The organism is Duganella sp. Root1480D1 (assembly GCF_001427305.1).
Taxonomy (GTDB): Bacteria; Pseudomonadota; Gammaproteobacteria; order Burkholderiales; family Burkholderiaceae_D; genus Rugamonas.
Genome location: NZ_LMFZ01000001.1, coordinates 652,468 through 666,738 on the forward strand (window position 1 = coordinate 652,468; position 14,271 = coordinate 666,738).

The following is a 14,271-nucleotide window of genomic DNA, read 5'->3' on the forward strand; positions in this document are numbered from 1 at the left end:
GTCAGGAATTAGGCCGCTGCAGGAGCCGCTGCTGGAGCTTCGGCGCGATGGCTCTTGGCCGCGTCTTCACGCTGGACCGACTTCATCATCGGGGAAGGAGCGGTTTCCGCTTTCTTCATCTTGACGGTCAGGTGACGCAGCACGGCATCATTGAATTTGAACGCAGTTTCCAGTTCGACCAGAGTTTCGTTGTCGCACTCGATGTTCATGCAGATGTAGTGTGCCTTGGCCAGTTTCTGGATCGAGTAAGCCATTTGACGGCGGCCCCAATCTTCAACACGGTGCACGTTACCGCCGCGCGAGGTCACGCTGGTCTTGTAACGTTCGATCATCGCGGGCACTTGCTCGCTCTGGTCCGGATGGACGATAAATACGATTTCGTAGTGACGCATTAATAACTCCCTTAAGGACTGTGAATATAGCCCACCCCGGCGTCAAGACGGGTGTGGGAAGAGGTAAGCCCGCAAGCATAGCAGACTTTGCATGCCGGCTCAAGGTTTACTGATGGCGCGCAAGGCTCCCCCGCTGTGACGCTGGCATGCTGGGGCATGGACCGTCGCGACCTTGCATGGAGGCTCTTGCTGAAGCACCACTTGCGGGAGGTGCTCGCCCGCCTGTTTCCTGATGTCCATGGCGACATCGCTTGGCCAAAAGGCTGTTACCTGCCCGATAACAGCCTCCCGCCCGTCACTGCCGATAGCCATACCGGCGAACGTGAAGTGGATTTCATTGCAATCGTCGCACTCAGGTGCGAGCCCCAGGCCTGCCTCCATGTGGAGGTCCAATGTACTCGCCAGGCTGGATTTGCTGACCGCATGGCGCTCTACCATGCGCGGCTGCGCGATCGATTTGGCATGCCAGTTATCAGCCTTGCAATCCTTGGCGACTCCAGCCCGGGTTGGCGCCCGCACTCCTCGTCAGACCTGCACGGTGGTTATGGCACGACTTTCCAATTCAGGACCGCCAAATTGCTCGATCTCCGCTCACACCTGGAACAGCTTATTGCCAGCCGGAACCCAGTGGACCTGGTGCTGGCGGCGCATTTGCTTGGCGTGGCCACGCGCCGCCACACCGAATTGCGCTACCCGGCAAAACTTCGCCTGCTGCAATCCTTACACACTCATCACTGCACGGGCCGGGAACTTAATGAACTTCGGACGATCATAGACTGCTTAATGCCGCTACCCGAAGCATGGCAAAGGAGAATGGCGATGGATATCGAACAATTTGTATTGGACCACGAGAAAGAGGACAAGAACAGCCTGAACTACCTGATCCCGGAGCTGATCCTCCAGCGATGCAAAAGGCAGGCCGCGGCTGAGGGCGCAGCTATGGGTGAAGCAAGGGGACAGGCAATTGGCGAGGCGCGAGGTGAAGCGCGGGGTGAGGCGCGGGGCGAAGCACGAGGCGAAGCCCGAGGGCGGCGACAGACACTTGAGCTCCAGCTTGAAGTCCAGTTTGGCAAGCTTTCTCCCAAGCTGCTGCGCACACTGGAGCGAGCGAATGCAAGGCAACTGGAGCGCCTGGCCATCGCACTACTCGATGCCGGATCGCTGGAGGGAGCATTAAGCGCCGCCGGCCTGCACCGCAGATGAATTGGCTGAGGCACCCTGCCGGCTACCTGCCGAACGCAAGATTCCAACCAAAAACCCCAGGCCTGCAGCGAACCAGATCAGGGAAGCAATGACATCAAAGGTCCAGAAGCGGTCGGGAAACTTGTACAAATAAGGCAACACCAGCAAGCCACGCAGGAGGCAGATGGCTGCCACAGTCCCTTGCACCATTTGCGCACAAGGCAGCCAGCGCAGCAAACCTGCCCCCGCCAGCGCGTAAGCCGCGCAGACGACCATCAGCAACCCGATCATCACGGCCCCGGCTGGAGCGAGCAATCCGCCAGCCTGCGCCGACGCCACCACTTTGGGCGGCGCCTGCAGGAAGGCATACCATTCCGGCCCCAGCAAGGGAGCTGCGAAATGGATTACGGCACCAAAAAGCGATATTCCCGCCGCCAGCAAGAAAGCAAACCGTCCCATCCTGCCCTCCAATGGTTGTCGAATCGATATTAAGCCGAATATTTTCTGTAGATGCAACAAATTTACTTGCAATTCCTTTCATACTGTACAAAAATACAGACTGTCTAAATCCACAGTCCACTATGGCGCCATGATCAAGCTCACAGCACGACAAGAACAGATCCTCGACCTGATCAAGGATGCGATCGAAAACACCGGTTTCCCCCCGACCCGCGCTGAAATCGCAGCGGAACTTGGCTTCAAATCCGCCAATGCAGCCGAAGAGCACCTGAAAGCGCTCCAGCGCAAGGGCGCAATTGAGATCACTGCCGGCACTTCGCGCGGCATCCGCCTGACCGGCAATTTCGGCGGCCCGGCAACCGGCACCGCAAAACCGGGCCCTGCCCCGCGCGCCAAAGTCGAATTCGACGACATGCCGGCCGTGCCGGCGGGCATGCTGATGACCTTGCCGCTGATCGGCCGCGTCGCCGCCGGCTCGCCGATCCTGGCGCAGGAAAACCTGGAAACGACTTTCAGCGTCGACCCCAAGCTGTTCTCGGCCAAGCCCGACTTCCTGCTGAAAGTGCGCGGCGAATCGATGCGCGACATCGGCATCATGGACGGCGACCTGCTGGCCGTGAAAAAGACCGACAGCGCGCGCAACGGACAAGTCGTTGTGGCCCGCATCGGCAACGATGTCACGGTCAAGACCTACCGCAAGACCGGCAGCAAGATCGAACTGCTGCCGGAAAACCCGGACTTCAAGATCATCACCGTCAATCCTGAAGACGACTTCGCGCTGGAAGGCCTGGCCGTCGGCCTGATGCGGACCTGGCACTGATGTTCAAGCTGTATGGCTGCGCCTCATCCGGCCGCACTTTCAAAGTGCGGCTGATCCTGGCGCAACTCACCCAAGGTGCCGTGCCGTTTTAGCCGGCCTGCTCCGCGATTCCTGCAGCCTGTCGCAACCGGCTGCCACGGCAAGCATCATCCGAGTTATCCTTCTTGCATCGAAAACAAGATGGAGACAATATGCATGTCCGCCGTATCAGCTCGATCGTATGCGCCTTCGCACTGTCCATTCAGGCCGCATATGCCGCCGCGCCGCAACAGCAGTTCGTCAATATGGGCGACCTGCCGCTTGAAAACAAAGCCACCATCAGCGATTGTTCGATCGGCTACCGCACCTTCGGCACCCTGAATGCCGACAAATCCAACGTCATCCTGTTCACCACCTGGCACACCGGCACCAGCCGCGATGCGGCAGGCATGCTGCAAAGCGGCGCCCTGTTCGATCCGGCGCCGTGGTACGTGGTCGTGGTCGATGCCCTGGGCAATGGCGTATCCTGTTCGCCGTCCAACAGCAAGGCCCAGCCCGGCCCCGCCTTCCCGCAATTTTCGGTCCGCGACATGGTCGCCAGCCAGCACAAGCTGCTGACGGAAAAACTGGGGATCAAGCATGTGCACGCCGTCATGGGCTATTCGATGGGCGGCATGCAGGCCTTCCAATGGGCCGTGAGCTACCCGGGCTTCATGGACGTTGCGATCCCGATCGCCGGCACGCCGCGCCTGACTTCCTCCGACATGCTGTTCCTGCGCATTGTCGAGAAGTCGGTGCTCGACGAGCCGGCCTATGCGGGCGGCCGCTATGCCAGGAATCCGCCGCTGCCAATGTATAACCTGCTGTTCGCCATGAACTTCGACAGCCCGGCACATCGCAGCGCAAGGACCGCACCGAAGGACTTCGAAAAATTCTTCCGCGAGAGCCAGGCTTCCGATCCTGACGGCACGGATGCCAACAACTCCCTGTGGCAGATCCGCGCCGTACTGGGCCACGATATCGCCCAAGGCGGCAAGCTGGAGGAAACGGCACCCCGTATCAAGGCCCGCCTGGTGCCGATCAACGCGGCGCAAGACCACCTGGTCAATCCCGGGCCAGCGATCGCCTTTGCCAAGCTGCGCAAGGAAGAAGCGACAGTGCTCGACACCGATTGCGGACACGCCGCCCTGCGCTGCGCCATGCCGGCCATGAAGGCAGTTGTGGAAAAAGCGCTACGCTAAGCCTGCAGCCTGTGCCGCCAATCCTGCAGTTCGTCGCAGCCACGCTCCCCGGGTGGCTGCGCTAACTTACAGTCACAAAAAACACACCACTACCGGGGAGATCAGATGTTCAAGCCTTTATGCGTCGCAGCCGCGATGCTGGCAGCGCAATCCGCGTTTGCCTTCGACAACCAGACCAACCACTACCGCCTCAGCATCGACAAGGATGCCAACCGTGCCCACGTCGAAGCCGACGTGTGGGTCGAGGGCCGCGACCTGGTGCTGTTCAATTGCATGCCCATTCCGCAATTGAAGAACGGCCAGGCCGATCTGATCGACAAGCTGGCCGTGCGCGACATGGCCGGCAACCCCGTCGCGCTCACCGACAAAGGCGAAGGCGAATACGAAGTGGATGGCGACCGCCGCTTGCACCTCTCCTACGATATCCGCCTGGAGCACGACAAATACGAATGGCCGGGCGGGAACGAAGAAGTGTCGTATCACACCGACGAAGGCCTGATGTCGGTCGGCTACCCGCTGTTCATCGTGCCGGGCGTGAAGATGCTTGGCCAGACCGAAGTCGCCTTCGAGTTGCCACAGGGCTGGAAAGCCAATACGCCGTGGCGCAGCGGCGGCAAGCCAGGCACCTTCGTCGTCGATACGCGGCGCGAACTGGTGAACAACGCCTTCTTCTTCGGCACCGCCCGCGCCGAGACCTTCAAGGCCGGCGGCGTGGAAATGACGCTGGTGATGGGCAAGCAATACTGGAAGCGCCGCGACGCCTTCGTCTCCATGATCGGCAAACAGATGAGCAGCTACCAGAAGCTGTACGGCCGCGGCCCGGTTGCCGAGCGCTTCCTGATCGTGATCAACCAGGGCGATACCGGCGATGGCGGCGCGTTTGCCGGCTCCTTCAGCCAGTACCTGAAGGACGATGGCAGCGAAGTCTCGCGCCCGATCTGGGGCAAGGTAATGTCGCACGAACTGGCCCACTTCTGGGATGGCCACTCCCTGGTGCCGAAGAACGAGAGCGAAGAATGGTTCAAGGAAGGCGTCAACGACTACGTCACCGTGATCACCATGGCGCGCAACCAGCTGATGGAACGCAGCATGCTGATCCAGCAGCTGGAAAATCTCGCACGAGGCCAGAACGTCGCGCGCAATGTGCAGGGCCTGACCGTGACAGTGCGTGAAGCGGTGAAGGACAAGCACCGCAACTGGCTGCTGGTCTACGGCGGCGGCACGATTGCCGGCCTGGCGATGGATGTCGAACTGCGCAAGGCCAGCAAAGGCAAGGTCAGCCTGGACACGCTGCTGAACGAGATGTACAAGGAATTTGGCCATCAGGGCAAGCAATACGACCAGGCCGACATTGTCCGCATCGGCAAGGCGATCAGCGGCGTCGATCTCGACCCGCTGTTGAACAATATTGTCGCCACCAGCAAGGCGCCCGATCTTGGCCCGCTGTTCAAGGACATCGGCCTGCGCCTCGAGCAATTCGGCATGCTCGAAACCTACCTGCTGCGCGACCCTGCCGCCACGCCGGAACAGAAAGCCCGCTTCAGCGCCATCTTCGGCATCCCGTATTAATGGACGAGGCCGTGTCACACCTTGGGGTCACACCCCAAAGAGGACACGGCCTCATCCATTGCACTGCTGGGCCCGTGTCACACTTGGGGTGTGACCCCATGGTGTGACACGAACTGGGCGGTATCAGCCCAGCGCGTTCTTGAAGTCGGCGATCAGGTCGTCGGTGTCTTCGATGCCGACTGACACACGGATCAGGGAATCGGCAATGCCCATCGAGGCGCGGCGCTCCGGCCCCATCTCGTAGAAGATGGTGTGCGAGACGGGGATCACCAGAGTGCGCGTGTCGCCCAGGTTGGAGGTTGGAATCGCCAGCTTCAGCTTGTTCAGGTAGTCGAAGCAATCGATACCGTCTTTCAGCTCAAAGCTCAACAGCGAACCGAAGTCCTTGAACAGTTCCGCTGCGATGCCGTGCTGCGGGTGCGATTTCAGCCCCGGGTAGTAGACGGCTGCCACGCGCTCGTCGGCTTCCAGCATTTCCGCCAGGGCGCGGGCGTTGGCACAGGTGCGCTCCATGCGCAGCGCCAGCGTCTCGGCGCCCACGGCGATCGTGTGCGCTGCCTCCGGCGCCAGCGACGCGCCGAAATCGCGCAGCGCCTTGGCGCGGATCTGCACCAGGCCCCACTGCAGCGCAGGATTCTTCTTGTAGTTCTCGAAGATGTTCGGGAACCTGCTCCAGTCGTAGGCGCCGGTATCGGTCAGCGCGCCGCCCAGCGCATTGCCATGGCCGCCAATCGACTTGGTCAGCGCATTCACCACCAGGCCCGCACCCACGTCCTTCGGGCGGAACAGGCAGGGCGACGTCATCGTGTTATCCACGATGTACAGGATGCCGCGCTCTGCGCACAGCTCACCGATGCGTTTCAGGTCGGCGATCTGGGTGCGCGGGTTGGCGATGGTTTCCACGAACACCACGCGGGTTTCAGGCTTGAGCGCTGCAGCCACATTGGCTGCGTCGGTGGCGTCGACAAAGTCCACGCCCACCCCCTGCCCCGCCACGGTTTGCCACAGCGAGTTGGTATTCCCGAACAGGAACGACGACGACACGACATGATCGCCGGCACGCAGCAGCGCCTGGAACACGGCGCCAATCGCGCCCATGCCCGTGGCGAAACAGATCGTGCCCACGCCCTGCTCCATCTTGCTGACCTTGTCCTCCAGCGCGGCAACCGTCGGGTTGCCCTGGCGGCCGTAGCGGAAGCCCGGCTCCTTGCCCTGGAACACCGACGCCAATTGGCGGGCGTCGGCGTAGCCGAAAGTCACCGAAGTGTGGATCGGCTTATGCAGCGAGCCGTGCTCGATGCCTTTCTGGCGGTCGTTGTGCAGGATGGTGGTCGTGAAGCCGTAGTTCTTCATCAGGATTCCGTCGTAGCAGTATTCAGGTTCAGTTGAGTGCGTGCTGCGTCTTCGGCAACCTTGGCCTTGGTCGGGTTGTGGCGCGCCTGTTCGATGCGGTCCAGGTACTCGGCCGACACGTCGCCGGTGATGTACTTGCCATCGAAGCAGGAGGCTTCGAATTCGGTCAGCGCAGGATTGACGTCGGCGATGGATTTCTTCAGGTCTTCCAGGTCCTGGTAGACCAGCGCGTCGGCAGTGATTTCCTTGCAGATCTCTTCCAGCGTGCGGCCGTGGGCGATCAGCTCGTCGCGGGTCGGCATGTCGATGCCGTACACGTTCGGGTACAGCACTGGGGGTGCGGCGGAGGCGAAGATCACTTTCTTGGCGCCGGCTTCGCGTGCCATCTGCACGATCTCGCGCGACGTGGTGCCGCGCACGATGGAGTCATCCACCAGCAGCACAACCTTGTCCTTGAACTCGTCGCCGATGGCGTTCAGCTTCTGGCGCACCGACTTCTTGCGCATGGCCTGGCCCGGCATGATGAAGGTACGGCCGATGTAGCGGTTCTTGATGAAGCCTTCGCGGTAGTCCACGCCCAGGCGCATCGCCAGCTGGATTGCGGCAGGACGCGAGGAGTCAGGGATCGGCATCACGACATCCACGCCTTCGGCCAGGCCTTCGCGCTTGATCTTGTCGGCCAGGTACTCGCCCATTTTCAGGCGGGTGTTGTACACGGAGGCGCCGTCGATCACCGAGTCGGGACGTGCCAGGTACACGTATTCGAACACGCATGGATTCAGCTTGGGGGCAGCGGCGCAGATCTGCGCGTGCAGGTTGTTGTCGTTGTCGATGAAGATCGCTTCGCCAGGCAGCACGTCGCGCACGAAGCGGAAGCCCATGCCTTCCAGGGCCACGGATTCGGAGGCGATCATGTACTCCTTGCCATCGGCGGTTTCGTTCTCACCCAGGCACAGTGGACGGATGCCGTTCGGGTCGCGGAAAGCCAGCATGCCGCTGCCTGCGATCTGCGCCACCGCGGCATAGCCGCCGCGCACGCGCTTGATCAGCACAGTCACCGCCTGGAAGATATTGGCCGGGGTCAGGTGAACGTCGGTGGAGGCCTTCTGGATCTCGTGCGCCAGCACGTTCAACAGCACTTCCGAGTCGGAGTCGGTGTTGATGTGGCGGCGGTCATTCTTGAACATCTCGTCCTTGAGTTGTTCCCAGTTGGTCAGGTTGCCGTTGTGCGCCAGGGTGATGCCGAACGGCGCATTGACGTAGAACGGCTGCGCTTCTTCCTCGCTGGAGGAACCGGCAGTCGGGTAGCGGCAGTGGCCAATACCGGAACTGCCATTCAGCGAACGCATATTACGGGTGCGGAACACGTCGCGCACCAGGCCATTGGCCTTGTGCATGGAGAACGTGTTGCTTTGATTGGTTGCGATGCCTGCTGCGTCCTGGCCGCGATGCTGCAACAGAAGCAGCGCGTCATACAGCATCTGGTTGACTGGTTGGTGGGATACGACGCCGACGATGCCACACATGGTGTGCTCCTAAACTAGGTACTGCGGATTTAAAGAATTCTAAAAATGGACATGCTCCGCCATCGCGGCGGGCAGGAATGGTTTCACGGTACGCACGCCGGATTCCGCCATGGGGCTCAACAGCGCGTTCTGCCAGAAATCCTGCTTCGGCATCGAAGTCATCCCACACAATATGACGCCGGCCAGCACAATCACAATGCCCCGGCCGAACCCGAACAGGGCTCCCAGGCCGCGATCGGCGAACGACAGGCCGCCCGCTTCGATCAGCGCGTTGATCGCCATGGTCAGCAAGGCCATGAGGATGAGCACTCCGATAAACAATGCAATGAAGGCAACGATCAGGCGCACCACGGCGCCCGGCAGGGATTCCGGCAGCATGGCGGCCAGCCATGGACCGTAAGCGTTGGCGACCACGAAGGCGATGACCCAGCCGGCCAGCGACAATACCTCCTTGACCAGGCCGCGCATGGTACTGATGACGATAGATGCGATCAGCACGAAAATAACCAGGTAATCGAAAATCGTCACGTCAGCGCAGCCTCAAATCGTCAGTCAGGCCGGGGTAAGGCTGCCGCTCAGCCCCAGTTTGCCCAACTTGGCTTTGACCTTTTCGGCTTCTTCCTTGTTCGGGAAGGGGCCGACTCGCACGCTGGTCAGTTCGCCGTTGGCTGTGTTGACCTTTTGCGCATAGGATTTGATGCCGGCTTCGCCCAGCTTGCGCTGCAGCTCGTCCACTTTTTCTTTCGCGGCGAAGGCGCCGACCTTGATCACATACTTGGTCGAAGGCGCTGCTTCGGCAGGCTTGCCTTCCAGGATGGCCATGGCGCGCGCATCGTCGGCAGGGGCAGGCCTGGCTTCCGGCTTGGGCTCGGGTTTCTTTGGTTCCGGCTTCGGTTCGGGATGCTTCACCTCGGCCTTGGCGACTTTCGGCTCGGTCGCTTTCGGTTCGGCCGCTTTTGGCGGCTTCGCAGTTTCGATCACGGCCGGCTTGGTCGGCACGTGGACAATTTCTTCACCTTTATCCAGCGAGGCACCTGCCGCCGCGACCGGGGCTACGGTGCGCGCGGATGGCGCGGCCGGCTGCTCCAGCGCAGGCGCCGGTGCCACGGCTGGACCGCCATTCAGCGGCTCGCCCGGCTTGTCCTTGGACGGCATATTGATGGCGATATCGGACACCGAGGATTTCGGCTCGGAATCGAGCAGCATCGGCAGGCCGATGGCAACGGCCAGCGCCAGCGCGATGGCGCCTACCAGGCGGCGGCGGGCGCGCTTTTTCTCCGGCAGTACGGGATCGGGGGTATTCTTGCTGCTGTTGCGGCGCGGCGCCGCGTCGGCGCCAGCACTGGATGCGCGCTTGGAACGGGCCTTTTCGTCGAGAGCCCTGTCGTCCTGCGCGCGATAATAGCCGCTGTCTTCACCAGCACCATCTTGCTTGTCTTTGCCAAATTTCGATAACAAGCCCATGCGGAATTTTCTCAGTGGAGTGAGGATTTTTTCGCCGCCATGACGCCGGCGACGGTCAGGAATGATCCAAAGACCACAATTCTATCATTCTCGCCCGCCCTGCTCATCGCATTTGCGAATGCCTGGCCTGGGTCATCGAAAATATTGACGGTTTTTTCGCCCATTTTTGCTTCAATTAGCTGCACTTTGGCGGCCAGCTCGGAAGCGGTGGCTGCGCGCGGCGATGGCAAATTGGCAAGGCACCAATGGTCGACGCACGACGCCATGGCCTTGATCACGCCATCGATATCCTTGTCGTGCATGGAACCGAATACCGCGAAGGTGTACGGGCTGAATCCCATATTGCCGACGTTTTGCGCCAGCGCGGCCGCAGCGTGCGGATTGTGCGCCACGTCGTAGATCACGGTCGGGCGGCCCGGCAGCACCTGGAAGCGGCCCGGCAGCTCCACCATCACCAGGCCGGTACGCACTTCCTGCGCGCCGACCGGCAATTCCATTTTCAGCGCTTCCAGCGCCGCCAGCGCCGCGCAGGCGTTCAGCAACTGGTTGGCGCCGCGCAGGCCAGGATAAGCCAGCGAGTTGCGGCGCTGCGAACGGCCACCGTAATTCCACTGCTGCTTGTCGCCCGCATAATTGAAATCGCGGCCCATCAGCCACAGGTCGGCGCCGATTTCCATGGCATGGTCGATCAGCGACTGCGGCGGCACGGGATCGCTGCAAATGGCTGCTTTGCCGGTGCGGAAAATGCCGGCCTTTTCGAAGCCGATCTGCTCGCGCGTGCCGCCCAGGTAATCGACGTGGTCGATATCGACGCTGGTCACGATCGACACGTCGGCGTCGATCACATTGACCGCATCCAGGCGGCCGCCCAGTCCCACCTCGAGGATGACTACGTCCAGCGGCGCTTGCGACATCAGGTGCATGATCGCCAGCGTGGTGAATTCAAAATAAGTCAGCGAAATATCGCCGCGCGCCCGCTCCACGAAATTGAAGCTCTCCACCAGCTGCTCGTCGCTAGCCATGTCGCCGTTCAAGCGTGCACGCTCGTTGAAGTGCAGGAAGTGCGGCTTGATGTACAGGCCGACGCGATAGCCGCCCTGCAGCAGGATCGACTCCAGCATGGCGCAGGTCGAGCCCTTGCCATTGGTGCCGGCTACCATGATGACCGGGCACTTGAAGCCCAGCGCCATGCGTTCCTTGACCGCGCGCACGCGCTCCAGGCCCATGTTGATAACGGTTTCGGCATGGCGCGACTCGATCAGCGCAAGCCATTCGGGGAGGGTATTCGGGAGATTGGACATTATCGCCAGGGAGGGATGTTTGGGCGCGCAGCGCAGGAGGCTGCGCGCGCCGGGTAAAACTTGAAACTTAGGCCAGTACTTCGGCGGCCTGGTTCTGCATCAGCGCCAGCAGGCGTGCGATTTCCTCGCGCATCTGGCGGCGGTCGACGATCATGTCGATCGCGCCCTTGGTCAGCAGGAACTCGGAACGCTGGAAGCCTTCCGGCAGCTTTTCACGCACGGTGTTTTCGATCACGCGCGGACCGGCAAAGCCGATCAGTGCCTTCGGTTCGGCCATCACCACGTCGCCCATGAAGGCGAACGATGCAGACACGCCCCCCATGGTCGGGTCGGTCAGTACGGAGATGAATGGCAGCTTCTTCTCGGCCAGCTTGGTCAGCATGGCCGTGGTTTTCGCCATCTGCATCAGCGACAGCAGGCCTTCCTGCATGCGTGCGCCGCCGGTGGCGGTCACGCAGATGAAGGGCACTTTCTGTTCCAGCGCCACCTGGGCCGCGCGGGCGAAACGTTCGCCAACCACGGAACCCATGGAGCCGCCCATGAATTCGAATTCGAAGCACGCCACGACAACCGGCAGGCTCATGATCGAGCCGCCCATCGCGATCAGGGCATCGGTTTCGCCGGTGGCTTCCATCGCCTGCTTCAGGCGATCAGGGTATTTCTTGCTGTCTTTGAACTTCAACGTGTCGACCGGCAGGGTCTCCTGGCCGATTTCGTAACGGCCGCCGGCGTCCAGCAGTGCATCCAGGCGCTCGCGGGCGCGGATACGCATGTGGTGGTCGCACTTGGGGCAGACGTGCAGATTCGACTCGAGGTCGGTACGGTACAGCACAGCCTCGCAGGATGGGCATTTCACCCACAGGCCTTCAGGCATTGTCTTGCGAGCGGCAGCGTCCGAGCGCTGGATGCGCGGTGGCAGCAATTTTTCCAACCAGCTCATAAATTTCTCCTCTTGCACTAACTTAGGCCGGAAGTGTAGCCGGTTCTGCCTGTCCTGTCGAACAAAACAGGCAGAACATTGCTTTCAATTCAACGAATTATCGCATCGAGATCAACTTACGAAAACGAACGATCGAGCTTTTTCAAATAACATTTCAACCTCCTTGAGTTTCAAAATCACTTATGGAAGCGCGTAAAGCCAAATGTGAAGGGCCTCAAATCCAATCCCCTTTTTCAAGCTTCCGAACCCGGTCGATTGCGTTCATGCCGCTGTTGAGCTACGCTATTATCATTCAAATATAAACCCACTCCTAAATGATTCGATTTCTCACCAAAAGTAACAAGAACAACATTGTTCTGTTTGTTCACGGGCTCTGCGGCGGAGAAGAGACCTGGAAAAATGAGGACGGTAGGTGTTTTCAAGAGCTCCTGCTTTGCCACGCAGACGTCGCTAATCACTTTGACATTGCAACGTTTGACTATTTCACATCTTTCTTCGATACACCCTCTAATGTGGTAAACACGATTGGATGGTTGAAATCCCTCTTCAAGCATTCCTCGAACAAGAATAAAAAAAATGTCAATGTGGAAGAAATCTCTGAACTTCTCCGAACACAAATCCGATTTAAGTTGAACGAATACGATAACGTAATTATTGTGGCGCACAGTATGGGCGGCTTAATCTCAAAAAATTGCATAATCAAAGACATAACTGACCATGGCCATTCAAAGATTAAGTTACTGATATCATTAGCCGTTCCGCATCTGGGTTCTGACGGCGCCACTTACGGAAAACTAATCAGTAGCAATATACAGCTTGTGGACTTAGCGCCTTTGAGCGAATTGTGCCCAAGAATGAACGAAAAATGGATCAAATTAAGCATTAAGCCAGACATCAAATATTTCTACGGAACTTATGATGAAGTCGTTCCCAAGGTAAGTGCTGTCGGAGTCGATGCCTCCCCTAAAGATGTGATTGCGTGCGACGATTCCCATATATCGATATGTAAGCCCGAGTCCGAAGAAAGCACCTCCGTGATCGCTGTTCGAAAATTTTTGTCTGAATTCAGGGACGGCAGTGGTGAGTCGACTCTAGATCTGCAAAAATTGGAAAGCGAGAAGCAATTCGAAGATGAGTACTTTGTTATCAAATTGCTTGTTGCAGATGTCCACCATGCGACGGTAACTCATTCCAAAGAACACTTCCTTAACGCGGAGTATGCCAGGAAGCTATTCAGCAGTGCGGCTGACCAGAGAAAATTATCCGATCTTTATGCAAAAATTCGCTCCCTTTATCAAGATGCGTATGACAAGTATCTGCACAATGAAAGCATGACTTCCGGTCAATTAGTCAACTTAATACACGAAAAAATTGTCGGAGAGGACGATGGATACCTTCGCAGCGCACTCCCGCTAATTCACGGATTACATAAAAAGGGTATGCTTCATCAATTGGCAAATAACTTGAATGAGAAGATCTGGTGGGCCGAGGATCAGTCTATTGACACGCTGGAAAAGTTCAAAAAGTCTGTGCCCAAACAATGAACGACTTGCCATATGTTACGCCTGATCGTGATCTGAGCCTTAACTTGGCCCTTTCAGTGCTTGTAATAAAGCACTTGGGAAGATCGGCACGAGGGATACCCTTAATTAACGAAGAACGATTAGGAATCTACCTCTACCTATTGAAGAATCCACTGATTCTTTGTCGGGCGCTGGCGAAGCACGGTCGTATTACGCCTTCGTTACGTGAAGATGAAAGCCTATCCATTAACAGTATTTCAGTAAATGTGGATTCACTATTTGATAGGCACTGGACCAAAAGTTTAATCAAGAATCTATTAGCGAGAAATCTGATATCGATAGACTATCGAAAAAAGGATGGATTTATGCTTTCGTTAACAGCGAACGGCGACCATGTCGTTGAAAAGCTCAGCAGCGAATACTTTCAACGAATAAAATACCTGTTAAGCTTCCTTGAGCAGTCCAAGAGCGACACCACGTCGGCACTTCAAAAGCAACTCAACTCAACATTCAGCTCTTAAA

14 protein-coding genes are annotated in these 14,271 nt (G+C 58.7%); 6 read left to right on the plus strand and 8 right to left on the minus strand.

All coding sequences use genetic code 11. The features are described 5' to 3' along the window. Positions 1-8: 8 nt before the first annotated feature. Complete coding sequence (gene rpsF / locus ASD58_RS03295; RefSeq protein WP_057259640.1) at positions 9-392, minus strand: 30S ribosomal protein S6; 384 nt, start codon at positions 390-392, stop codon at positions 9-11. A gap of 156 nt (positions 393-548) precedes the next feature. Between rpsF and ASD58_RS31010 the strand changes: the two genes are divergently transcribed. Continuing rightward, positions 549-1,595, plus strand: coding sequence for a hypothetical protein (locus ASD58_RS31010; RefSeq protein WP_156401128.1), 1,047 nt, complete (start codon positions 549-551; stop codon positions 1,593-1,595). Here ASD58_RS31010 and ASD58_RS03310 read toward each other — a convergent pair. Next, positions 1,566-2,105 carry a hypothetical protein gene (locus tag ASD58_RS03310; protein WP_156401129.1) on the minus strand — a complete coding sequence of 180 codons (540 nt, stop codon included), beginning with the start codon at positions 2,103-2,105 and terminating at the stop codon, positions 1,566-1,568. The two genes, ASD58_RS31010 and ASD58_RS03310, sit on opposite strands and share 30 nt — an antisense overlap. A gap of 58 nt (positions 2,106-2,163) precedes the next feature. Between ASD58_RS03310 and lexA the strand changes: the two genes are divergently transcribed. From lexA to ASD58_RS03325, 3 genes are all read left to right on the plus strand, one after another. Beyond that, the gene (gene lexA / locus ASD58_RS03315) at positions 2,164-2,853 is read left to right on the plus strand and encodes a transcriptional repressor LexA (protein WP_057259644.1); all 690 of its coding nucleotides are present in this window, start codon (positions 2,164-2,166) and stop codon (positions 2,851-2,853) included. Positions 2,854-3,044: 191 nt separating this feature from the next. Beyond that, positions 3,045-4,073 (plus strand): alpha/beta fold hydrolase, encoded by a 1,029-nt coding sequence (locus ASD58_RS03320; protein ID WP_057259645.1) that lies wholly within the window; start codon positions 3,045-3,047, stop codon positions 4,071-4,073. 105 nt (positions 4,074-4,178) lie between these two features. Further along, positions 4,179-5,642, plus strand: a complete 1,464-nt coding sequence (locus ASD58_RS03325) for a hypothetical protein (protein WP_057259646.1) — start codon at positions 4,179-4,181, stop codon at positions 5,640-5,642. Positions 5,643-5,765: 123 nt separating this feature from the next. On the opposite strand, the gene ASD58_RS03330 is transcribed toward ASD58_RS03325, so the two are convergent. From ASD58_RS03330 to accD, 6 genes are all read right to left on the minus strand, one after another. Then, positions 5,766-6,995 (minus strand): cystathionine gamma-synthase family protein, encoded by a 1,230-nt coding sequence (locus ASD58_RS03330; protein ID WP_057259647.1) that lies wholly within the window; start codon positions 6,993-6,995, stop codon positions 5,766-5,768. Then, positions 6,995-8,521, minus strand: coding sequence for an amidophosphoribosyltransferase (gene purF, locus ASD58_RS03335; protein ID WP_057259648.1), 1,527 nt, complete (start codon positions 8,519-8,521; stop codon positions 6,995-6,997). The genes ASD58_RS03330 and purF overlap by 1 nt, the downstream gene beginning before the upstream one ends. Positions 8,522-8,560: 39 nt before the next feature. After that, positions 8,561-9,049, minus strand: a complete 489-nt coding sequence (locus ASD58_RS03340; protein WP_057259649.1) for a CvpA family protein — start codon at positions 9,047-9,049, stop codon at positions 8,561-8,563. Between the two features lie 24 nt (positions 9,050-9,073). Further along, positions 9,074-9,985, minus strand: a complete 912-nt coding sequence (locus ASD58_RS03345; RefSeq protein WP_057259650.1) for an SPOR domain-containing protein — start codon at positions 9,983-9,985, stop codon at positions 9,074-9,076. Positions 9,986-9,996: 11 nt separating this feature from the next. After that, entirely contained in the window at positions 9,997-11,286 is a 1,290-nt protein-coding gene (gene folC / locus ASD58_RS03350; protein WP_057259651.1) for a bifunctional tetrahydrofolate synthase/dihydrofolate synthase, read from the minus strand. A 67-nt stretch (positions 11,287-11,353) separates the two neighbouring features. Continuing rightward, complete coding sequence (gene accD / locus ASD58_RS03355) at positions 11,354-12,226, minus strand: acetyl-CoA carboxylase, carboxyltransferase subunit beta (protein WP_057259652.1); 873 nt, start codon at positions 12,224-12,226, stop codon at positions 11,354-11,356. Between the two features lie 314 nt (positions 12,227-12,540). Here accD and ASD58_RS03360 point away from each other — a divergent pair, with 314 nt between their 5' ends. After that, positions 12,541-13,770, plus strand: a complete 1,230-nt coding sequence (locus ASD58_RS03360; RefSeq protein ID WP_057259653.1) for an ABC-three component system protein — start codon at positions 12,541-12,543, stop codon at positions 13,768-13,770. Further along, on the plus strand, positions 13,767-14,270 hold the full coding sequence (locus ASD58_RS32720; protein WP_373994435.1) for an ABC-three component system middle component 4: 504 nt from the start codon (positions 13,767-13,769) through the stop codon (positions 14,268-14,270). Before ASD58_RS03360 ends, ASD58_RS32720 begins: the two co-directional genes overlap by 4 nt. Position 14,271 lies beyond the last annotated feature (1 nt).

Coding starts and splice junctions, on each gene's coding strand:
- ASD58_RS03345 (WP_057259650.1), bottom strand. CDS start 9,985: ATGGGCTTGTTATCGAAATTTGGCAAAGACAAGCAAGATGGTGCTGGT.
- accD (WP_057259652.1), bottom strand. CDS start 12,226: ATGAGCTGGTTGGAAAAATTGCTGCCACCGCGCATCCAGCGCTCGGAC.
- ASD58_RS03330 (WP_057259647.1), bottom strand. CDS start 6,995: ATGAAGAACTACGGCTTCACGACCACCATCCTGCACAACGACCGCCAG.
- lexA (WP_057259644.1), top strand. CDS start 2,164: ATGATCAAGCTCACAGCACGACAAGAACAGATCCTCGACCTGATCAAG.
- ASD58_RS03320 (WP_057259645.1), top strand. CDS start 3,045: ATGCATGTCCGCCGTATCAGCTCGATCGTATGCGCCTTCGCACTGTCC.
- rpsF (WP_057259640.1), bottom strand. CDS start 392: ATGCGTCACTACGAAATCGTATTTATCGTCCATCCGGACCAGAGCGAG.
- purF (WP_057259648.1), bottom strand. CDS start 8,521: ATGTGTGGCATCGTCGGCGTCGTATCCCACCAACCAGTCAACCAGATG.
- ASD58_RS03360 (WP_057259653.1), top strand. CDS start 12,541: ATGATTCGATTTCTCACCAAAAGTAACAAGAACAACATTGTTCTGTTT.
- ASD58_RS32720 (WP_373994435.1), top strand. CDS start 13,767: ATGAACGACTTGCCATATGTTACGCCTGATCGTGATCTGAGCCTTAAC.
- folC (WP_057259651.1), bottom strand. CDS start 11,286: ATGTCCAATCTCCCGAATACCCTCCCCGAATGGCTTGCGCTGATCGAG.
- ASD58_RS31010 (WP_156401128.1), top strand. CDS start 549: ATGGACCGTCGCGACCTTGCATGGAGGCTCTTGCTGAAGCACCACTTG.
- ASD58_RS03325 (WP_057259646.1), top strand. CDS start 4,179: ATGTTCAAGCCTTTATGCGTCGCAGCCGCGATGCTGGCAGCGCAATCC.